The organism is Streptomyces sp. NPDC053076 (assembly GCF_044546845.1).
Taxonomy (GTDB): Bacteria; Actinomycetota; Actinomycetes; order Streptomycetales; family Streptomycetaceae; genus Streptomyces.
The window spans coordinates 104488-121171 of the sequence record NZ_JBITZL010000005.1 but is presented as its reverse complement, the minus strand read 5'-3'; the positions used below and the strand labels follow the sequence as shown (position 1 = coordinate 121171).

The window sequence follows — 16684 nt, the reverse complement described above, 5'->3', positions numbered from 1 at the left end:
GGCCTCCACAGAGGGGCGAGAGAGGCCGTCAGCGCCCGCCTGACGGCCCCACAGCCCGAGAACGCAGTCCGGGAGGGTCCGCCCCCTCCCGGGCCCGCACAGCGCCACTGAAGCCCAACGACAGGAACAGCCCATGACCCGCCCACCGATCCTCACCGCCTACGCCCGCCGCGGCCAACGCCCCGGCGCGGTGATCCGCCGCGCCCTACTCCTCCTCGCCCGCGCCGACGGCGTGTTGAACAGCCGTGGACGGGTCGTACCCCAGCAGCGGAGGCCGTCGTGAAGACCCGCATCGTTCGCCGCGCCGCCGGGTGGGCCGTGCTGTCGCTCATCCCGCTCACCTTCGTAGGGCTCGCCGTCCTCGCCGGCCAGCTGGCCGAGATGGCGGTCGGCGTCGGGATTGCCACGTTCATCTGCATCGCCGCCTACCTGGGCCTCCGGCTCCTCCTGGACGACGGGAGGCGATCGTGAGAGGTCTTCCATCTGATCAGCGCCTAGTCACGCCCCGCCGGCTTGAGGTGCTCCGCCTCGCCGCCAGCGGCTACAGCAACGCCGCCATCGCCAAGAAGCTCTGGCTGTCCGAGGACGCGGTGAAGTCCCACTTCCGTCTCGCCTACGAGCAGTTGGGCGCACGAGACCGCACCCACGCCATCGCCATCTGCCTCATCCGCGGGCTCATCCACCCGCACGAAGTCGAGTTGCTGCCGCCCCGGTCTAAGCAGGCTGCCGCATGACCGCCGACCAGCTCGCCCTCGGCGACTGCGACCCCATGTGGCACGACTGGGAGCTGCTCTGCCAGCGCGGCGCCGAAGAACTGGCCGACCCGGTCGACCCACGCTGGCGCGACCTCCGACGGCAAGGCGTGACCGCACGGCAGTACCACCGCATCGTCGACGTCAAGATCGCAGGAGAGTGGCTGTGACCAGCGAACCGAGGATCAAGCAGATCAGCATCCCCGTCACCCTCCCCACCGAGATCGCCATCGACTGGGGGCTCGTCGACCCGACAGCCCCGCCCGAGCCCACGCCGGTCGACCGCGCCCTCGACATCCTCCACCCCCACCTCGCCTGGGACCACCGCTACCGGGAGACGCAGTGAGCGCCGAACAAGACCTGCGCACCCAGGTAGCCGCCGCGCTCCTCACCCACGGCATCAGCCAAGCCGAAGCCGCCCGTCGGCTCGGCCTGTCCAACAAGCACGTCAACCAGATGCTCACCGGCCGAGCCGTCCTCACCATCCCGTGGGCCGAACGCATCCTCGCCCTCACCGGCATGCGCCTCGTCATCAGCCTCGCCCACGACACCCAGCCCCGCTGAATCGCCCCGCACCGCCCGCACGAAAGGCACCGCCATGGACGCTGTCTGCACCGTCTGCGCCACCGGCCTGTACGACACCGAGCAGCAGACCTGCCGGCCCTGCACCGAGAGGGTCGCCGCCAACCTCGCCACGCTCGCCGGCCCCGACGGGCTGTACGCCCGGCTCGCCGACAGCCTCCACCCCGGCAGTGGCTCCGGCGGGCCCGCCGTCTCCGGCAGCCGCACGGCCCCCCTGCCGTTGCGCTTGGAGGTACTCAACTTGCAGACCGAGCGGGGTCCTATCCTCGGCCCGCTCGAAGGCTGGGTCCGCGACTGGGAGACCTACGGTCGGGCCACCGTCGATGAGACCGGCACCCTCCAGCGGCGGTTGGACCACGCCGTCGGCACCCTCCGCTTCAACCTCAACTGGGCCGCCGCCTCGCACACGGCCTTCGCCGACTTCGCCGACGAACTCTGGCTGATCGTCCGCCGCTGCCGCACCGCCACCGGCGCAGAGAAACCCCCGGTCAAAGTCCCCGTCGCCTGCCAGTGCGGACAGATACTCCGCGTCAGCCTCGACATGGACAGCATCGACTGCCGGCACTGCGGCACCGAATACGGGCACGCCGAAATGCTCCGACTCGCACCCGCACGAAGGGCCGCCGCATGAACTGCCAGTGCTGCACGATGATCGTAGAGAACGGCCGACGCCGCACCCGGCCCGCCGTCGCCCGCTGGACCCACTGGCACGGCTACGCCACCCTGCTCTGCCAGCCCTGCCTCGACGCCTGGCTCGACAACGCCGACGACGACGAAACCCTGGAACCGGCCCGGTGGAGGTGGCTGTGACCGACGAGCCCGTCGAGCACGCAACCAGCCAGCTCCCCATCGTCACCGCCACCGACGGCCACCCGTACATCGGAGCTGACGCCGTCGTCGCCCTCCTCCGCGCCATCGCCACCAGCTGCCGCGACCTCGCCGACGACCCCGACTGCGACCTCCGCACCGCCGCTGCCGCCATCGACCTCGAAGCCGACAACCTCGACTGCCTGGCCATCGAGCGCACCACATGACGAAGGCCCCGCCCGGACACCCGGGTGGGGCCTTCACGCATGTCCGGCTACGCGCTGAGCGTGGCCTCCAGGTACTCCTGCACCGGCTCGTACAGCCCGTAGGGCACGTACTCGGGGATCTCGGCAAGCGTCACCCAGGCGACCGCGTCGAGCTCGTCCGCGTCGGCGACGTGGGCCTCGCCGTCGATCACCCGGCAGGCCGTGTACGACATCTCGCGGCCGGTCTTCGGGTGGACCCGCTGACCGATCAGCGAGGCGGCCTCAACCTTGAGGCCGGTCTCCTCCAGCGTTTCCCGCACCGCGGCCTCTTCCGGCGTCTCGCCGTCCTCGATGCCGCCGGCCGGGAACTGCCAGGACAGTTCGCCTTCCTTCACCCGGCGCCGGACCATGAGCACCTTGTCGCCGTCGGTGATGATCGCCGCGGAGATTCCCGGCTTCGTGGTCGTCTCGGTCATGCCAGTACCTCCAGGACGGGCGGGTAGATGGACTGCTCGGGGATGAAGCGGGTCAGCTGCGAGCGAGGCACCCACGCCACTTCGGCGTTCTCGATCGGATCCCTGTTCGCCGCTTCGCCCAGCAGATACTCACAGCTCAGGTACTCGGCGACGACGCCGGTCACGGGATGGATGCGGGAGCCCAACTGCTCGCGGACCGTGCAGCGGACGCCGGTCTCAGCGTGGGTTTCCTCGACTGCCACGACGGCAGGTGAGGCGCCCGGCTTCACAACCCCGGCCGGGAACTGCCAACTGAGCGAATCCGACCCGCGGCGGCAGACGAGGAGCACCTCGTCGTCCTTGGTGACGACGGCGATCGCCACGCGCAGGGCCTGGGCCTCGACGGCGTTCGGCTTGGGGCGGGTTAGGAGACTGAAGCGGCGCTGCACCGAAGGGCTCGACCTCTCGTAGGTGGTGTCCAGGGCGGACTGGATCTCAGCTCGCGGCACGATGTCCGGCGACGAATGCCAGCCGGCCACGGTGCGGACGGCCACCCCCAGGTGGTCGGCGAAGCCGTCGTTCGTCATCCGGAGGGCCTGCTGCAGAGCGCACGCTGTGCGGCCGGTCCACGTGTCGATGACGTCCACTTTCGCCCCTTTGCCTGATCGATTCGGGCCGCCTGCATTGCGAGTGCACTCCTGCTGCGTCGGCACTGCACTGGATGCGCGTGGCCGCCATGGAGGCCACAGGCTTCACTCAGTGGCATGGTCCAAATCGTCAGCCGCAGGCAGTGCAGACTCTTGCGTGTCACCGATGCGCATCGTCGCTTTCCGTACCCACTCCCGGCTGTAGCCCGCGCGTACCGAGACGTCGGTCAGCGAGATGCCGGCCTCGTGGGCTTCAGCTACCGCCTCTTCGAGGCGCCGGCGCGTCCTTTCATGAGCAGCGGCGGCTCGGTCGACCTTGCGGAGAAGAGCTGCCCTGCGGGCGGAGTCGAGTGTCGGAGTCTTCGCTGCCATGACCAGCATGCTCTCACGCGCGCATGCCGTGAGGCCAGAATCCGCGTCTACTTTGTTGCGCCAGTTCTTGCGGCTCGGGGTGGCTCCGTGCCATGGTGGTCCTGCAACAAATTAGACGCCGAGCAAGCCGAGCGGCGGCCTAATCGCCGTGCCCACTCCTACCGGACCGAGTCCGCGGGCGCTGCACAAAAGAAGATCGGGCCGGACACCGAGACTCCTACCTCTCAGGCCGGCCCTACCACGAGGACTGTCTGAAGGGACCCCTCATGGCTACACAGCAGTCTACCCAGGCCAGCCTGGGTACCGTCACCGCCTTCCCGGCCCTCGCGCCGGGCTATCACCTGGCTCCGGCCTCGATCGGCCGTCCCGGTCAGCCGACGCAGCTCGTGTTCGTCGCCTGCGCCGACTGGTGCACCGAGGACCACGTCGCCGACCGGCAGATCGCCGTCGAGGATGTCGTCCACTCTTCCGAGACCGCGCACCTGGGCATCCGCTCGTTCCTGGGTGGCCGGGTGGCGATCGAGCTGTACGCGACGATCAAGCAGGACCCGGCCGCGCACGACGAGCGGCTGCGGCAGGCGCACATCGTCCTCGACGACGGCAGCGACGACGCGCACCTCACCGTCGACCAGGCCGAGGACGCGGTGGAGCAGCTGCTCAAGCTGACCTCCGACCTGCAGCAGCTCATCCGTACCGCCCGCCTGCACAACGTGGCGGCCGAGGCTGAGGCGGTCGTCGCATGAGCGCCCCCACCGCCCCGCTTCCGTCGGCCGCCGTCGACGCGATGCGCCGCCTGGAGCTGGCGCTCGCCGCGCCCGAGGTGGTTCGCGCGATCGTCCGCTACGAGGTCGCCTCGGCCCGGACCGCCGAGCTGTCCGCCGCGATGGACACCCGGGACCTGTCGGGGGCCGAGTTCGACAGTCTCGTCCTCGCGCAGGACGTGATGGCCGCTTCGCGGGCCACCCTCGCCGCCGTCGGCCAGCTCCACCTGATCGGTGGTGCGTGATGGCCGCCGAGAAGAAGCCGGTGGACCTTCGCCGCGTCGAGCCGACGCCGGACCTGCCGCCGCTGCCGACCGAGCCGGCCGACCGCCGCCGCGCGATGAAGATCCGGGGCTGGTGACCGTGGCCGACACCTTCGACCCGCTGCACGACCCGGAGAAGGACGCGCACGTCGCCGTCCCGCCGCTGCAGCGGGCCATCGACCGGGCGCGCGAGGTGCTCGCCGAGAAGGGCCAGGCGAACATCCACGACCAGGACGCGATGATCAGCGCCGCTTATGGCCTGCACTACGTCCTGCACGGCCTGCTCGCCGCCCTCGACGCTGAGCGGGGCGACCGGTGACCGCCGCCGAGTACGCGGAGCTGCGTCGCAAGCTCGCCGAGCTGAACAAGGCGAGCAGCAACCGGCCCAAGTAGGGCCCCCTGTACCGCCGCGCTGGCGGCATCCATCCATCCCCCGCCAGTCCGCCAGCGCGGCACCCCACCCCTTCACCCCGTTCGATCCCGAGAGGATCCGTGATCCGTCATGTCCATTCAGGACCGTGCCCGTCTGATCCGCCAGTACATCGACGCCGACCCGGAGCAGCGGCAGCTGATCCGCGACCACGCGGTGGCCGTCGACGCTGTCACCCCGCTCGGCCCCCGCCTCGTCGACGAGCTCGACGGCCTGCACCTGCCGGCCGCCGCCTGATGGCCGACCAGCCGCCGCCCGACTGGGAGGACGACGAGATGCGCTCCTTCGCGTGGGAGTGGGGCGACCTCGACGAGGACGCCGACTAGACCGCCGGGCGCGGCACATCCCCCAGCCGCGCCCGGCACCAGCCCCGGCCCAGCCGCGAGGTGCCCGACCGAATCGGGCCCGGGGCGCCACCCGCCATCCACCATCCACCATCCGTCTCGACCCTGTGAGAGGTCGTCATGCTCCTCCGCATCCTCGCCGTCGCCCTGCTGGGCCTGTACCTGATCGCGATCGGTGCCTGGCCGGCCGCGCTCGCCCCGGTCAGCCTCGCCTTCGCCGGTCTCGCCGCGATCCTCGGCGCCGTACCCGGCCCCGCCTGGCTTCTGGCCGGCGTCATCGCCTGGTTGAAGCACCGCCCCGCGCCCACCGTCCAGACCGCCGACTGACACCCGAGAGGAATCGATCACCGTGAGCAGCTGGTTCGAGGAGCGCCGAGCCGACAAGGCCGCCGACGCCGAGCAGCAGCGCCTGACCGAGGAGCACCGGGCCGAGCTGCGTCGCGCCGAGCGTCGCAAGGACCGCGAGGAAGAGCGCGAGATCAAGGCGCAGAAGCGCCGCGACCGCGCCCAACGCCGTCAGGCGCGCGCGGCCCGCCGCGAGAAGACCCTCACCCCCGGCAACGTCTACCGCAAGGGCACGCTCGGGCTGGTCGGCCTGTCGGCGCTGGCCTCCCTGCCCGCGCAGGTGCTGCACTTCGTCGCCATCCACTGGATGCTGTTCCCGATCGGTCCCGCCGTCGAGGGCGCCGCCTGGGTGATGGCCGCCGGTGTCGCCTACGCCGACGAGCGGAAGCTGCCCGTCTGGGTGCGGTGGCTGCTGCGGGCCCTGTCGCTGGCCGCGGCCGGGTTCGCCGCGAACATCAACTACAAGTACGGGCTCAGCCTCACCGGCCACGGCGTCAGCGAGTCCGACGCCCGAGTAGCCGGCCTCGGCCTCGCCGCGGTCACCCTCGGCGGCCCGCTGTTCTTCGAAGTCCGCCAGTGGGTGCTCACCCTTACCGCCGCGGCAACCGACCCGAAGAAGCGCGCCGAGGAGAAGGCCCGCGCCAAGCACGAGAAGGGCCGTCGCCGGAAGTTCGAGGCCGTCGCAGACCGGCAGAAGCAGCTGCTGCTCGCCGCCCCCTTCGGCAGCCTCAAGCCCGAGGACGCCTGGGCTCGCGCCTGGTGGGACATCGAGGGCGCACCGCTCGGTGTGACCGCCAGCGTCATCGCCGACCGGCTCGACGCCGAGGCCGACGTCTCCGCCGTCCTCGCCCACGCCGAGCAGTCCCCGGAGCGAGTCGCCGTCGAGCTACTCCTCGCCGACCTGTTCGGCCCCAACGGCGGCGACGGAGGGGGATCTGGAACCTCTACCGGCAGGCCCGGCGACGGGCCGCGTGGCGGCACCCCCAAGGCCCGTGAATCCCTTGGGGGTAAAGGGAAAGGCCCGGTTGCGAGTACGGCCGACAGCGAGCCGCAGAAGCCCCTTGCCGAGGCAGATCTGGAAGCTGTGAGGAAGCTTGCGGCAGCCCTCGGCGGTACGGACCGACTGTCCGCCCGCAACGTCCGCGAGACCGTCGGCTGCCGCAACGACTACGCCATCCGACTCCGCGACGCCGTCCGCGCCGAGATGAAGGACTGACCCCGCCATGGCCATGCCGCTGCCCGAGGAACGGGCCACACTCGCCCTCGTCCCGCCGCCCGCCGAGACGCCCGTCTTCAAGGGCGAGCCGACCAGCCGGAAGCCGATCGAGTCGGTGCGTGTCATCGCCGAGCGCACCAACCGGATCGCTTCCCTGGCGCTGTTGCCGCACACCTTCCGCGGCTACCGGCAGCTCGGCCGGCGGTGGCTGGAGCGCTACTACAACCACTACCCGCAGCTGATCGCCGATGCCGACCAAGCCGTGCGCGACGCGGCCGGCGACGTGCACGCGGCAGGCAGCCTCAAGGACAAAGCCGACCGGTACCGCGCCGAGTACAAGCAGCACCGCAAGACCTTCCTAGGCAAGACCGCCGCCGCGGCCGGCGCGGTCGCTGGGGGAGTGGGCTTCGGTGCCGTCACCGGCAGCCTGTGGCTCGACGCGGTGGCGCTCCTCGGCACCTGGGGGGTCGGCGCCTTCCACGGCCGTGACCGCAGCCAGCCCGGCGAGCCGACACCGATCGGAACGTTCGGCGAGCGGCACGACGGGCGCGTCCTCGGGGAAGCCGACCTCATCACCGCCCTCGTCAAGGCCGGGATCATCAGCGAAGCCCAGCGCGACGAGACCCGTCTCGTCGGCATCATTCAGCCCGCCGGGCCCGGCTGGACCGCCACCGTGGAGCTGCCCGGCGGCATGAAGGCGTCGTCCGCCATCTCCCGCGCCGAGGAACTCGCCTCGGCCCTGCGGGTGAAGAAGTCCCAGGTGGAGATGCACGCCGACGCCTCCGAGGACGGCCACGAAGGACGCTTCGTCCTCTGGGTCGCCAGCGAAGCCAACCCCTACGGGACCAAGCCCGTCCCCTCGCCGCTGCTCACCCAGGAGCGCTGGGACTTCTGGCAGAACGGCATCCCGCTCGGCACCGACCCGCGCGGCGGCCGGCACCTGCTGGAACTGGTGTGGTGCTCCATCCTCCTCGGCGGCCTGCCCGACTACGGCAAGTCGTTCTTCGCCCGCCTCGTGGCAGCAGCCGCCGCCCTCGACCCGAACATGCCCGTCCACGTCGCCACCGGCAAGGCCGGCCCGGACTGGGCCGCCACCAAGCAGTTCGCACACTCCTACGTGGCAGGCAACACCCCCGAGAAGATCCTCGCCTTCCTCGACCTGCTCAACGGGCTGATCGCCGACATGCAGAAGGTCGGCGTGCGCCTGGAGCAGCTGTCCGAGGAGCAGCCGGAGCGCTGCCCCGAAGGCAAGCTCACCCCCGAGCTGGCCAAGGAGTGGAACCGCGGCCTGACCCTGCTGATCGTCGACGAGCTGCAGGAGCTCCTGGACGCCGCAGCCATGATGAAGATCAAGACCGACGACGACCCCGACAGCAAGGAGAAGGGCCGCAACGGCAAGGAAGTCCTCGTCGAGACCATGGCCCGGTACGTCCGCGTCAGCCGGTACGCCGGCGGAATGGGCCTCTTCATCACCCAGCGCCCCGACGCCAGCAGCGTGCCGACCATGCTGCGCAACGTGTGCCGCAAGACCGCCTGCTTCCGTGTGAAGGGCGCCGCCAGCTCCCGCATGGTCCTCGGAGACGACGCCGTCGCAGCGGGCGCCGCACCGCACATGCTGATCGACTCGCAGAAGGGAGTCGTCGTCCTCGACCAAGGCGGCGAGGAGGGCCACGTCACCCTGCGGACCGACTTCATGACGATCCCCGAGTTCAGGGAGATCTGCCTGCGTGGTCGGCAGCTGCGCATCGACGCTGGCACGCTAACCGGGTTCGCCGCCGAGTACGGCAAGGCCGACATGGAGGCAGCGGCGCGCAAGGAGCTGCTGACCGACTGCCTGACTGTCCTCGACGCCGACGGAGTTGACCGGGCCCGCACCCCGCGGCTGTTGGAGCTGCTCGCCGCCTACCGTCCCGACCGCTACCAGGGGATGACCGAGGCGGACCTGCAGGCCCGGCTCCGTGAGGCGAAGGCAGGCGGCACCCGAAAGCTCGGGGCGATCGACGGCATGACCAACCCGAACGGCTACACCAGCGAGCAGCTCACCGAGGCGCTTGGCAAGTAGGGCAAACCACCCGGTCAGGACCCGGCCAGCTCATGGTCTTGACCCAGTTTAGCCCGGTATGCACCCCGGTCCGACCGCTCTTCGAATCGGTCGACGGACCGACCTCGTGCGCCCTCGACCGGGTCACATACCACCGCAAACCAGACGCCGACCGGGCGCCGACCACCCATCGAACCGCCCAAACCAGGGCAAAGCTCACTCGCACCCGACAGGAGATCATCATGGCTGGACGCATCTGGCAGCCCCGCGACTCGAAGAAGTTCGCCCGGCAGGCCCGCCTCAACACGCCCTACTACGTGGTCATGGACGTGGCCCGCCGTGTCGCCCCCTACGAGGACGCGCAGCTGTACAGCGAGTACGTCTTCACCGGCAAGCTCCCCTTCACCGGCAGCGCCTGCACCGAGAGCGGCTACAGCGCCGAGGACATCTGCCGCCTGTACGGGCCCGTCTACGAGCAGAAGCCCGCCGGCCTCCGCAACGTTGCCGCACCCGCCCCGCAGGTCGCCGGCCCACTCCCCAAGGGGTACGTCGGCCACCTCGACGAAGCCGAGATCCGCGGCCTGGAGAAGCAGGTTGCCGACATGCCCGACCCGAAGAAGCGGCGCTTCGGCCGCTGACATCCGCCACACGAAGGAGATCACAGTGCAGTACAGGCACCAGTCCGTCCGCGAGTTCGTAGCTGCCATGGAGCGCGGCGATGCCGCCGCGGCAGAACGGATCGCCAACGAGATTGTCGAGCGGAACAAGCGCGGCGCCCACCCGAGCGAACTGTCCGAGCTGTCATGGGCGAACGCGTCCACGCCACTCGGCCGCAAGTAGCTCCGCCGGGGCGCCCCTTGAAGCCTGCCAGCAACCCAGGGGCGCCCCGCCACCCATCCACACGCCACCGCGCAGAAGGCCAGCCCACATGACCACGCTCACCCGCGCCCCCGCAACCCGCCCGGCACCGCTCACCCTCGACGACCGGCTCGCGCTCGCCAGCCTCACCATGGACGCCCGCCTCGACCAGGCCGCCGTCGGATTCGAGGTCAACACCGCCCACCTGCCCGCCGAGCAGCCGGTCGAGATCACCATGCCGCACCTGCCGCAGACCGCGGTTCCTGCGCCGTACACCACGCCGATCGCCGCGCTCCTGCACCGGGCAGGGATCCGCCTGCAGACCGACGGCTGGTCGCGCGAGGCGATGCTCGAGGAAGACGGGCGCCGGTGTGCGATCGGAGCCATTCGCCGTGAGGCCGCCAGCCGCCGCCAGGCCGACGACGCCTGCTTCCTCCTCCTCGAAGTCATCAAGCGGCACTGGCAGGCCGAGACCATCCCGTCCTGGAACCGACAGCAGGCCAGCGCCGCGCCCGTGCTCCTCGCCTTCGACCAGGCCGCCGAACTCGCCCACAGCCGCAGCATCTAAGGAGACAGCCATGCCCAAGCCCAGCAAGAAGGCCATCCAGGAGTACGCCGACGAGAACCGGCTCCTCGCCGAGTTCCGCCGCGCCGAAGCGGCCCTCTACGAGAACGCGGCCCGCGAAGCCGCCGCCGGCATCACGACGGAGACCCCGGAGTACCTGCGGCTCAACCAGGCCGTCATCGACGCCGGGAAGCGGCTCCCGAAGCGCTTCAAGCACCTCAGGAAGGGCTGACCATGGGAGTCAGCATCAGCCACGGAGCCCGCGGCCCCCGGTCCGCCCTCACCATCTCCAACCTCGGCCAGCACCTCGCCGATACCCTCACCGGCCACGAATGGTGCGAGATCGCCGACCTGTTCGGCGGCTCCCTCGCTGGCCCGGTCAGCATCTCGCCCCGGGAAGCCGCCCGCATCGGCGACCTACTTCACAAGGCTGCCCGGCACCGCCTCATGCCCGCCGACTGGGGCAGCCTCGCCACCGAAATCGGCGACGCCGCCCACCGAGCCGCCCGTGCCCGCCAGAACTGGGAATGGGCCTGACCACCACTGTTCTGGCCAAGAACACAAACCAGTAGTAGGAGAATGGCCGTATGAAGCCGCGCCGAGGTAAGCCGATGGGCTCCGATCCCTACACCCCGGACAGCGTGAAGCCGGGTGCCAGCAGCCAGCACCCACTGGTTCGCCGCCTCGGGCCCAGCGGCCTGTGGAACCCGGCCTTCGAAGAGATCCGGAAGGCCGCCGACGAACTCGCCGCCGAACTTGGCAAACCCGTCGATCAGCTCACCGACGAGGAAGCCGACAAGGCCATCGAACTAGGCAAGCAGCGACATGCCAAGAGCACCGAATAGGGATCTACTTGCCATAGCCCCTGACCTGCTGTAACACTAGGGGTGCTTGGACACTGCACGCCCAAAAACCACACGAGCCCCCGCCGACAACTGGCGGGGGTTTTCGCATGTCAGGGGGTGTGATGAGCCGCCTCTACGACCTCTACCCGAAAGACCTGCTGAACCCGAAGCAGGCCGCGGAGTACGCCGAGGTGAGCGAATCCACCATCCGGCAGTGGGTGCACCGCGGGCTCCTCGAAGCCGCCCTGCCGAGCCAAGGCCGCGGAATACCGGCCCTGTTCAACCGGCCCGACCTCGACGAGGTCAAGCGCGTACTCGCCGAACGCGAGGCAGCCCGCGCCGCCTGATCGTCCCGCCGTCCGCTCTCCGTCCCGGGCGGCGGGACCCCCATCCCGCGCCACGCGGCGCCCAGCTGAAGGAGGCCGCGTGGCCGACGCGCTGACCAACACCGCGGAAAACAGAGCCCTGGACTGGCTCCTCGGCGGCAGCCCCACAGCCCCCACCACCCCCCTCAAGGTCGCCCTCGTGACCGCGGCCGGTGACGATGCGACCGCGGGCACCGAAGTCACCGGCGGCGGCTACGCGCGGCAGACCCTGTCCGTCGGCGCATCCGTTAACGGAGCCACCAGCAACTCGGCCGACCTGGTGTGGACGAACATGCCCGCCTGCACCGTCGTCGGCGTCGAGGTGTGGGACTCGGCCGGCACGCCGGTGCGGCTCTGGTACGGGCCGCTCACCGTCTCCCGCACCGTCGCCGCAGGCGACGAGCTCAGGCTGGTCGCAGCGGCGCTCGCGTTCTCGCTGGCATAGGGAGGCCGCAGTGCCGAGCCTCTCCACGCTGGTCGACAACTTCAACGACGGCACGATCGGCCCGGACTGGGGCGACAGCTACGGCGGCGCGAACGAGACCGGCGGCCAAGCCCGGGTGCCCGCCGTGGCGGGCGGCTTCGCCAGCTACCGCACAGGACCGTCGTGGAGCTTCGCTGGGGCCACCGTCTACCTGAAGCTTGCCGCGGTTCCGGCAGCGTCCGGCGGCAGTGACGTCAGCTGCAACATGCATGTCGTCTCGCCCGTGGATGGCACCAGCATCGGCTTCCACTACAACGCCGTCAGCGGCATGCTGCGCATCGAGTCCAACGTCGGCTTCTGGGACGACAACGCCGTCGAGATCACCTACAGCTCGACCACCCACCGCTGGCTGCGACTCCGCGAGAGCGCCGGGACTGTCTACTGGGACACCTCGCCGGACGGCACGACGTGGACGAACCGGCGGACGGCCGCCACACCCTCCTGGGTTACGGACTACGCCGAGCAGTGCCGCCTCGACCTGTGGGTCCACAGGGATGCCGGGGCCACCGACTACGCCGCCTACGACAATGTCAACACCCTGGCGAACGGCGCCGTATGGACCGGCACAGCGGACCTCACCGCCGACACCGCACTCACCGCGGCGCTTACGATGTCCGCCCACGCCGACAGCTCCCTTACGGCCGACGCGGCTCTGAACGCGGCCCCGACCCTGTCCGCGCGCACCACCGCCGCCCTGACCGCCGCTTCGTCGCTCATGGCCGACGCCGCGAGCTCACCGATCCCGGAGGTGGCCGAGATGTCTGCCGGACGATGGGACCTCCGCATCGAGCAAGGCGCGACGTTCATGCAGACCTACACGATCACCGACCCGGCCGACTTCACATGGGACGGCTGGTCCGCGCGCGCACAGATCCGCTCCGCGCCCGCAGATGATGGTGACCTCCTCCTCGACCTCACCCCCTACCTGACCGTCCTCGGCAACGCTGTGCGGCTCGCGATCCCCGCCGCCCAGACGGAGACCCTCACCCGCAACGGCGTGTGGGACCTGGAGATGGTCAACGGCACGACCGTGGTGCGGATCCTGCAGGGCCGGGCCGTCATATCGCCGGAGGTGACCCGGTGAGAATCCAGGTCACCGGCGAGGATGCGCCCGACGCGATCGACGTCACCGGCGGCCAGCCTGCCACCGTCATCGAGGTCGACACCACCATCGTGGTACCCGGCCACGCCAGCGTCGCCACCGTCAACAGCGTCGCACCTGACGGTGACGGCAACGTCCTTCTCGATGCGGCGGATGTCGGCGCCGACCCTGCCGGCGCAGCCAGCACTGCAGTCGCCGCGCACACGATCGCCACCGACCCGCACGGAGACCGCGCCTACGCCGACGGCAAGCTCGCCAAGACCGCGAACCTGTCCGACCTCTCCAACGCGAGCACGGCCCGCACAAACCTGGGCCTCGGCGGCGCCGCCACGCTCAATATCGGCACCACAGCGGGCACCGTCGCCAGCGGCTCCGACAGCCGCCTCAGCGACGCCCGCACCCCCACCGCACACGCCAGCAGTCACGCCTCAGGCGGCAGCGACCCCGTCACACCCGCAGCGATCGGCGCACTCACCCAGACCACCGGCGACAGCCGCTACCTCCTCGCCACCGCACGAGCAGCCGCCAACGGCGTCGCCAGCCTCGACAGCGGCACCAAGGTGCCCTCGGCGCAGATCCCGGACCTGTCGGCCACCTATGCCACGGTCGCCGCCTACGGCAACGTGTGGACGCCCGCCGACCAGGGTCTGATTACCTGGTCCTTCGATCCGGCCGCTTGCACCGCCACAGGCACGACGCTCAGCGCCGGCTTCATCTACCTGATCGAGATCGTGCTCAGGCAGGCCGCCACCATCGCGAAGATCAACGCGGTCATCGGCACCGCAGGGGCCACACTCACCGCCAACCAGTGCCTGGCCGGGCTGTACGACACCACCGGCACACGGCGCGGCGTCACAGGCGACATGTCGACAACGTGGAACTCGGCCGGCAACAAGGCCATGAGCCTCACGTCCTCGTACAGCGCCGCCGCCGGGCGGTACTACCTGGCGCTCCTGTTCAACGGGACCACGTCGCCGACCTTCGCGTGCGGCTCGACCCTGGGCGCGACCTTCACCCCCGGCAATGCCAACCTGGCCGCGGGCTCGTACCGCTTCTGCAGGTCGGCCTCCGGGCAGACCAGCCTGCCCACCAGCATCACCCTGTCCGGCTACACCCCCGACGCCAACAACGTGTGGCTCGGCGCCAGCTAGGAGACGTCATGCCCCGCACCAGCCTCACCGCCATCCAAGCCTCACGAGCCGGCACCACACTGCCCGCGGGCACCGCGGGCGACGCCACCAACGGCAACAGCATCGCCAACGACGGTCGCGTCATCCTCATCGTCAAGAACACCAACGGCGCCAGCACGGCGCGCACGATCACGTTCCAGACGTCCCGGTCCGTCGACGGCCTCACGAATCCCACCCGTCAGGAGAGCGTGGCTGCTGGTGAGACGCAGGTGTTCGGGCCCTTCAGTCCCAACGACTACGGCAACCCGCTCACCTTCGACGTCAGCAACGCCGAGGTCACCATCCAGGCGGTGCACGTCTAGTCCTGGAACGAGCCGTCACGACGACGCTGATGCCGCCCCATCGTGTGCTTGCACTGCGGGCAGTTCTTCAAGAACACCGGCTTGATCAACCACGCCAACGTGAACAGGTACAGCGTGTGGCGACCCATCCGAGCGATCCATGGCATCGTGCACGTCTGACAATCACGGCAGCCACTGGCCATCACAGACCCCCCCTCACTTCTGGAACCCCCTGGTTCCGGATCAGGCAGGCTAGTGCACGGCAGGAGGTTGCGATGCCCTCACGGCTCAAGCCTCCCTGCTCGAAGCCTGGTTGTGACCAGTCCAAGCCTTGCCCGATGCATGGCCGTGACAACCGTGTCCGTGGCGGTGCACGACAGCGGGGCTACGGCAAGCGGCATGAGGACCGGTTCAGGCGCGGCGTACTCGACGCTCAGCCCGTGTGCGTGCTGTGTCGCAGAGCGCCCGCCACCGAGGCCGACCATTGGCCCAAGTCCAGGCAGCAGCTGGAGCGCGAGGGCCTGGACGCCGACGATCCGCAGTACGGCCGCGGCCTGTGTAAGCCATGCCACAGCAGCGAGACCGCCAAGCATCAGCCCGGCGGGTTCAACGCAGAGCGGAGGTGATCGCCATGCCGAAGGGCAGCGGAGGCCGCATCCGAGGCATCGTGGCCAGTCGCGGCAAGGTGTACGAGGCACTCAAGGGTCGCCTGGGCAAGACCAGCGCCGCCAAGATCGCCAACGCGGGGAAGACGCACGCGGACCGATCAAGGATGGCGAAGAAGGCCGCCCGGACGCGGAAAGCAAAAGGCAATTGATCAACGAAATTTGATCGCCAGGAAATCTCGCGCGCGCCCGCGCCCGCGCACCCGGGTGGGGGCGCACCCGCCCGCGCGCGCACGGGGGACCGCCCCGGAGAGAACTTCGTAGCAGCGCAGGTCAGAGCACTTGCGCGGAGTGATCATGTAGACGCCTGCGGCTGATCCCCGCGGGAAGGAAGGCCCCGAGCATTCCCAGGCTCGGGGCCTTCCGCATGCCTGGGAGACGTCAATGGGACGTGGAAGACCTGCGCTGAATCGGCTGTGTGGAGTTGCTGACTGCGGCCGCCCCCATCGTGCGCGTGGCCTCTGCTCAATGCATTGGAAGAGGCGGCACGGCGTCCGTACCGCCTACCCCATGGTTGAGTGTTGGGTCTGTGGGGCTGATACGCCGCGAACAAGCACACGTGAACGGGTGGTCTGCTCGACCGAGTGCCGCTGGTTCCTCCAGTGGCCTCAGCGGGAGTGCATCGTCCCGTGGCGCGAGTGCGGAGACTGCGGCCATCGATGGATCGACCGTTCGCCAAACCCGAGTTGTGCACGGTGCCGCGAACGGGCGAGGGCACGCCGGTGGGTAGCTGGATGGTGTGCCCGATGTGGCGAATCCTTTGTGATCGTCGACCAGCTAGCAGCGCGCTACTGCTCAAAGCGGTGCGCCCGCAGTGCGGCGAAAGAGAAGCGCCGGGCCCTGCAGAGAGACGCGTTCGTGGCTCCCGTGCAACGCGCGAAGGTCTTCGAGCGGGACGGATGGCGCTGCCGTCTCTGCGGCAAGACCGTACTTCGCACAGCCGTCGTCCCGCACCCGCGGGCCCCTGTCATTGACCACGTCATACCGCTTGCCCGCGGCGGCACGCATGAGCCCTCGAATGTCCAGACCGCCCACTTCCTCTGCAACTCGATCAAGAGCGACCGGGGCGGTGGAGAGCAACTGATGCTGATCGGTTAGGGGGTCTCTC

At 69.9% G+C, this 16684-nt stretch carries 32 protein-coding genes; 29 read left to right on the top strand and 3 right to left on the bottom strand.

Annotation, left to right across the window (positions count from 1 at the left end):
• Positions 1–133: 133 nt before the first annotated feature.
• The 9 genes from ACIGYR_RS21775 to ACIGYR_RS21735 are packed head-to-tail and all read left to right on the top strand — an operon-like array spanning position 134 to position 2368.
• Positions 134–283: a hypothetical protein gene (locus ACIGYR_RS21775; RefSeq protein ID WP_399600565.1), complete on the top strand. Its 150-nt coding sequence runs from the start codon at positions 134–136 to the stop codon at positions 281–283.
• Positions 280–471 (top strand): hypothetical protein, encoded by a 192-nt coding sequence (locus ACIGYR_RS21770; RefSeq protein ID WP_399600563.1) that lies wholly within the window; start codon positions 280–282, stop codon positions 469–471. The genes ACIGYR_RS21775 and ACIGYR_RS21770 overlap by 4 nt, the downstream gene beginning before the upstream one ends.
• Positions 468–734: a response regulator transcription factor gene (locus ACIGYR_RS21765; RefSeq protein ID WP_399600560.1), complete on the top strand. Its 267-nt coding sequence runs from the start codon at positions 468–470 to the stop codon at positions 732–734. The genes ACIGYR_RS21770 and ACIGYR_RS21765 overlap by 4 nt, the downstream gene beginning before the upstream one ends.
• Positions 731–922 carry a hypothetical protein gene (locus ACIGYR_RS21760; protein ID WP_399600557.1) on the top strand — a complete coding sequence of 64 codons (192 nt, stop codon included), beginning with the start codon at positions 731–733 and terminating at the stop codon, positions 920–922. Before ACIGYR_RS21765 ends, ACIGYR_RS21760 begins: the two co-directional genes overlap by 4 nt.
• A complete protein-coding gene (locus ACIGYR_RS21755) occupies positions 919–1098 on the top strand; it encodes a hypothetical protein (RefSeq protein WP_399600555.1) in 180 nt (59 codons plus the stop codon). The genes ACIGYR_RS21760 and ACIGYR_RS21755 overlap by 4 nt, the downstream gene beginning before the upstream one ends.
• On the top strand, positions 1095–1316 hold the full coding sequence (locus ACIGYR_RS21750; protein WP_399600552.1) for a helix-turn-helix domain-containing protein: 222 nt from the start codon (positions 1095–1097) through the stop codon (positions 1314–1316). Before ACIGYR_RS21755 ends, ACIGYR_RS21750 begins: the two co-directional genes overlap by 4 nt.
• Before the next feature lie 34 nt (positions 1317–1350).
• Entirely contained in the window at positions 1351–1965 is a 615-nt protein-coding gene (locus tag ACIGYR_RS21745; RefSeq protein WP_399600549.1) for a hypothetical protein, read from the top strand.
• A gap of 17 nt (positions 1966–1982) precedes the next feature.
• Positions 1983–2144 (top strand): hypothetical protein, encoded by a 162-nt coding sequence (locus tag ACIGYR_RS21740; RefSeq protein ID WP_399600547.1) that lies wholly within the window; start codon positions 1983–1985, stop codon positions 2142–2144.
• The gene (locus tag ACIGYR_RS21735) at positions 2141–2368 is read left to right on the top strand and encodes a hypothetical protein (RefSeq protein ID WP_399600546.1); all 228 of its coding nucleotides are present in this window, start codon (positions 2141–2143) and stop codon (positions 2366–2368) included. Before ACIGYR_RS21740 ends, ACIGYR_RS21735 begins: the two co-directional genes overlap by 4 nt.
• A 47-nt stretch (positions 2369–2415) precedes the next feature.
• Here the strand turns inward: ACIGYR_RS21735 and ACIGYR_RS21730 are convergent, their stop codons facing one another.
• The 3 genes from ACIGYR_RS21730 to ACIGYR_RS21720 all read right to left on the bottom strand — a co-directional run bounded on the left by ACIGYR_RS21730 (position 2416) and on the right by ACIGYR_RS21720 (position 3821).
• A complete protein-coding gene (locus tag ACIGYR_RS21730; RefSeq protein ID WP_399600544.1) occupies positions 2416–2823 on the bottom strand; it encodes an NUDIX hydrolase in 408 nt (135 codons plus the stop codon).
• Positions 2820–3449, bottom strand: a complete 630-nt coding sequence (locus ACIGYR_RS21725; protein WP_399600541.1) for an NUDIX hydrolase — start codon at positions 3447–3449, stop codon at positions 2820–2822. The genes ACIGYR_RS21730 and ACIGYR_RS21725 overlap by 4 nt, the downstream gene beginning before the upstream one ends.
• A 105-nt stretch (positions 3450–3554) precedes the next feature.
• Entirely contained in the window at positions 3555–3821 is a 267-nt protein-coding gene (locus tag ACIGYR_RS21720) for a hypothetical protein (RefSeq protein WP_399600539.1), read from the bottom strand.
• Between the two features lie 266 nt (positions 3822–4087).
• Here ACIGYR_RS21720 and ACIGYR_RS21715 point away from each other — a divergent pair, with 266 nt between their 5' ends.
• The 20 genes from ACIGYR_RS21715 to ACIGYR_RS21620 all read left to right on the top strand — a co-directional run bounded on the left by ACIGYR_RS21715 (position 4088) and on the right by ACIGYR_RS21620 (position 16674).
• Positions 4088–4564 carry a DUF6907 domain-containing protein gene (locus ACIGYR_RS21715; protein WP_399600537.1) on the top strand — a complete coding sequence of 159 codons (477 nt, stop codon included), beginning with the start codon at positions 4088–4090 and terminating at the stop codon, positions 4562–4564.
• On the top strand, positions 4561–4827 hold the full coding sequence (locus ACIGYR_RS21710; protein WP_399600535.1) for a hypothetical protein: 267 nt from the start codon (positions 4561–4563) through the stop codon (positions 4825–4827). The genes ACIGYR_RS21715 and ACIGYR_RS21710 overlap by 4 nt, the downstream gene beginning before the upstream one ends.
• A gap of 112 nt (positions 4828–4939) precedes the next feature.
• Positions 4940–5164 (top strand): hypothetical protein, encoded by a 225-nt coding sequence (locus tag ACIGYR_RS21705; RefSeq protein WP_399600533.1) that lies wholly within the window; start codon positions 4940–4942, stop codon positions 5162–5164.
• 183 nt (positions 5165–5347) lie between these two features.
• Positions 5348–5512 carry a hypothetical protein gene (locus tag ACIGYR_RS21700; protein WP_399600530.1) on the top strand — a complete coding sequence of 55 codons (165 nt, stop codon included), beginning with the start codon at positions 5348–5350 and terminating at the stop codon, positions 5510–5512.
• A gap of 227 nt (positions 5513–5739) precedes the next feature.
• Positions 5740–5946, top strand: coding sequence for a hypothetical protein (locus ACIGYR_RS21695; protein WP_399600528.1), 207 nt, complete (start codon positions 5740–5742; stop codon positions 5944–5946).
• A 22-nt stretch (positions 5947–5968) separates the two neighbouring features.
• Positions 5969–7180 (top strand): hypothetical protein, encoded by a 1212-nt coding sequence (locus ACIGYR_RS21690; RefSeq protein WP_399600526.1) that lies wholly within the window; start codon positions 5969–5971, stop codon positions 7178–7180.
• A 7-nt stretch (positions 7181–7187) separates the two neighbouring features.
• Positions 7188–9242 (top strand): hypothetical protein, encoded by a 2055-nt coding sequence (locus tag ACIGYR_RS21685; protein ID WP_399600523.1) that lies wholly within the window; start codon positions 7188–7190, stop codon positions 9240–9242.
• A gap of 221 nt (positions 9243–9463) precedes the next feature.
• Positions 9464–9859: a hypothetical protein gene (locus ACIGYR_RS21680; RefSeq protein WP_399600521.1), complete on the top strand. Its 396-nt coding sequence runs from the start codon at positions 9464–9466 to the stop codon at positions 9857–9859.
• Positions 9860–9884: 25 nt separating this feature from the next.
• Positions 9885–10061 (top strand): hypothetical protein, encoded by a 177-nt coding sequence (locus tag ACIGYR_RS21675; RefSeq protein ID WP_399600518.1) that lies wholly within the window; start codon positions 9885–9887, stop codon positions 10059–10061.
• An 88-nt stretch (positions 10062–10149) separates the two neighbouring features.
• Positions 10150–10647 (top strand): hypothetical protein, encoded by a 498-nt coding sequence (locus ACIGYR_RS21670; RefSeq protein WP_399600515.1) that lies wholly within the window; start codon positions 10150–10152, stop codon positions 10645–10647.
• Between the two features lie 10 nt (positions 10648–10657).
• Positions 10658–10876 carry a hypothetical protein gene (locus ACIGYR_RS21665; protein WP_399600512.1) on the top strand — a complete coding sequence of 73 codons (219 nt, stop codon included), beginning with the start codon at positions 10658–10660 and terminating at the stop codon, positions 10874–10876.
• Positions 10877–10878: 2 nt separating this feature from the next.
• On the top strand, positions 10879–11181 hold the full coding sequence (locus ACIGYR_RS21660) for a hypothetical protein (protein ID WP_399600510.1): 303 nt from the start codon (positions 10879–10881) through the stop codon (positions 11179–11181).
• Positions 11182–11231: 50 nt separating this feature from the next.
• Positions 11232–11489: a hypothetical protein gene (locus ACIGYR_RS21655; protein ID WP_399600509.1), complete on the top strand. Its 258-nt coding sequence runs from the start codon at positions 11232–11234 to the stop codon at positions 11487–11489.
• 122 nt (positions 11490–11611) lie between these two features.
• Positions 11612–11836, top strand: a complete 225-nt coding sequence (locus ACIGYR_RS21650) for a helix-turn-helix domain-containing protein (RefSeq protein ID WP_399600507.1) — start codon at positions 11612–11614, stop codon at positions 11834–11836.
• A 79-nt stretch (positions 11837–11915) separates the two neighbouring features.
• Positions 11916–12299, top strand: coding sequence for a hypothetical protein (locus tag ACIGYR_RS21645; protein WP_399600504.1), 384 nt, complete (start codon positions 11916–11918; stop codon positions 12297–12299).
• Positions 12300–12309: 10 nt separating this feature from the next.
• Positions 12310–13422, top strand: coding sequence for a hypothetical protein (locus ACIGYR_RS21640; protein ID WP_399600501.1), 1113 nt, complete (start codon positions 12310–12312; stop codon positions 13420–13422).
• Positions 13419–14591: a hypothetical protein gene (locus ACIGYR_RS21635; RefSeq protein ID WP_399600498.1), complete on the top strand. Its 1173-nt coding sequence runs from the start codon at positions 13419–13421 to the stop codon at positions 14589–14591. The genes ACIGYR_RS21640 and ACIGYR_RS21635 overlap by 4 nt, the downstream gene beginning before the upstream one ends.
• Positions 14592–14599: 8 nt before the next feature.
• Entirely contained in the window at positions 14600–14932 is a 333-nt protein-coding gene (locus tag ACIGYR_RS21630) for a hypothetical protein (protein ID WP_399600495.1), read from the top strand.
• A 610-nt stretch (positions 14933–15542) separates the two neighbouring features.
• Positions 15543–15728 carry a hypothetical protein gene (locus ACIGYR_RS21625; protein WP_399600492.1) on the top strand — a complete coding sequence of 62 codons (186 nt, stop codon included), beginning with the start codon at positions 15543–15545 and terminating at the stop codon, positions 15726–15728.
• Positions 15729–15960: 232 nt separating this feature from the next.
• On the top strand, positions 15961–16674 hold the full coding sequence (locus ACIGYR_RS21620) for an HNH endonuclease (RefSeq protein WP_399600489.1): 714 nt from the start codon (positions 15961–15963) through the stop codon (positions 16672–16674).
• The last annotated feature ends 10 nt before the right edge of the window (positions 16675–16684 follow it).

What these genes read in the sequence shown, in the direction of transcription:
- ACIGYR_RS21775 (WP_399600565.1), top strand. Translation starts at nt 134, where the DNA reads ATGACCCGCCCACCGATCCTCACCGCCTACGCCCGCCGCGGCCAACGC.
- ACIGYR_RS21760 (WP_399600557.1), top strand. Translation starts at nt 731, where the DNA reads ATGACCGCCGACCAGCTCGCCCTCGGCGACTGCGACCCCATGTGGCAC.
- ACIGYR_RS21745 (WP_399600549.1), top strand. Translation starts at nt 1,351, where the DNA reads ATGGACGCTGTCTGCACCGTCTGCGCCACCGGCCTGTACGACACCGAG.
- ACIGYR_RS21740 (WP_399600547.1), top strand. Translation starts at nt 1,983, where the DNA reads ATGATCGTAGAGAACGGCCGACGCCGCACCCGGCCCGCCGTCGCCCGC.
- ACIGYR_RS21730 (WP_399600544.1), bottom strand. Translation starts at nt 2,823, where the DNA reads ATGACCGAGACGACCACGAAGCCGGGAATCTCCGCGGCGATCATCACC.
- ACIGYR_RS21720 (WP_399600539.1), bottom strand. Translation starts at nt 3,821, where the DNA reads ATGGCAGCGAAGACTCCGACACTCGACTCCGCCCGCAGGGCAGCTCTT.
- ACIGYR_RS21715 (WP_399600537.1), top strand. Translation starts at nt 4,088, where the DNA reads ATGGCTACACAGCAGTCTACCCAGGCCAGCCTGGGTACCGTCACCGCC.
- ACIGYR_RS21710 (WP_399600535.1), top strand. Translation starts at nt 4,561, where the DNA reads ATGAGCGCCCCCACCGCCCCGCTTCCGTCGGCCGCCGTCGACGCGATG.
- ACIGYR_RS21700 (WP_399600530.1), top strand. Translation starts at nt 5,348, where the DNA reads ATGTCCATTCAGGACCGTGCCCGTCTGATCCGCCAGTACATCGACGCC.
- ACIGYR_RS21695 (WP_399600528.1), top strand. Translation starts at nt 5,740, where the DNA reads ATGCTCCTCCGCATCCTCGCCGTCGCCCTGCTGGGCCTGTACCTGATC.
- ACIGYR_RS21685 (WP_399600523.1), top strand. Translation starts at nt 7,188, where the DNA reads ATGGCCATGCCGCTGCCCGAGGAACGGGCCACACTCGCCCTCGTCCCG.
- ACIGYR_RS21680 (WP_399600521.1), top strand. Translation starts at nt 9,464, where the DNA reads ATGGCTGGACGCATCTGGCAGCCCCGCGACTCGAAGAAGTTCGCCCGG.
- ACIGYR_RS21670 (WP_399600515.1), top strand. Translation starts at nt 10,150, where the DNA reads ATGACCACGCTCACCCGCGCCCCCGCAACCCGCCCGGCACCGCTCACC.
- ACIGYR_RS21665 (WP_399600512.1), top strand. Translation starts at nt 10,658, where the DNA reads ATGCCCAAGCCCAGCAAGAAGGCCATCCAGGAGTACGCCGACGAGAAC.
- ACIGYR_RS21660 (WP_399600510.1), top strand. Translation starts at nt 10,879, where the DNA reads ATGGGAGTCAGCATCAGCCACGGAGCCCGCGGCCCCCGGTCCGCCCTC.
- ACIGYR_RS21655 (WP_399600509.1), top strand. Translation starts at nt 11,232, where the DNA reads ATGAAGCCGCGCCGAGGTAAGCCGATGGGCTCCGATCCCTACACCCCG.
- ACIGYR_RS21650 (WP_399600507.1), top strand. Translation starts at nt 11,612, where the DNA reads ATGAGCCGCCTCTACGACCTCTACCCGAAAGACCTGCTGAACCCGAAG.
- ACIGYR_RS21630 (WP_399600495.1), top strand. Translation starts at nt 14,600, where the DNA reads ATGCCCCGCACCAGCCTCACCGCCATCCAAGCCTCACGAGCCGGCACC.
- ACIGYR_RS21625 (WP_399600492.1), top strand. Translation starts at nt 15,543, where the DNA reads ATGCCGAAGGGCAGCGGAGGCCGCATCCGAGGCATCGTGGCCAGTCGC.
- ACIGYR_RS21620 (WP_399600489.1), top strand. Translation starts at nt 15,961, where the DNA reads ATGGGACGTGGAAGACCTGCGCTGAATCGGCTGTGTGGAGTTGCTGAC.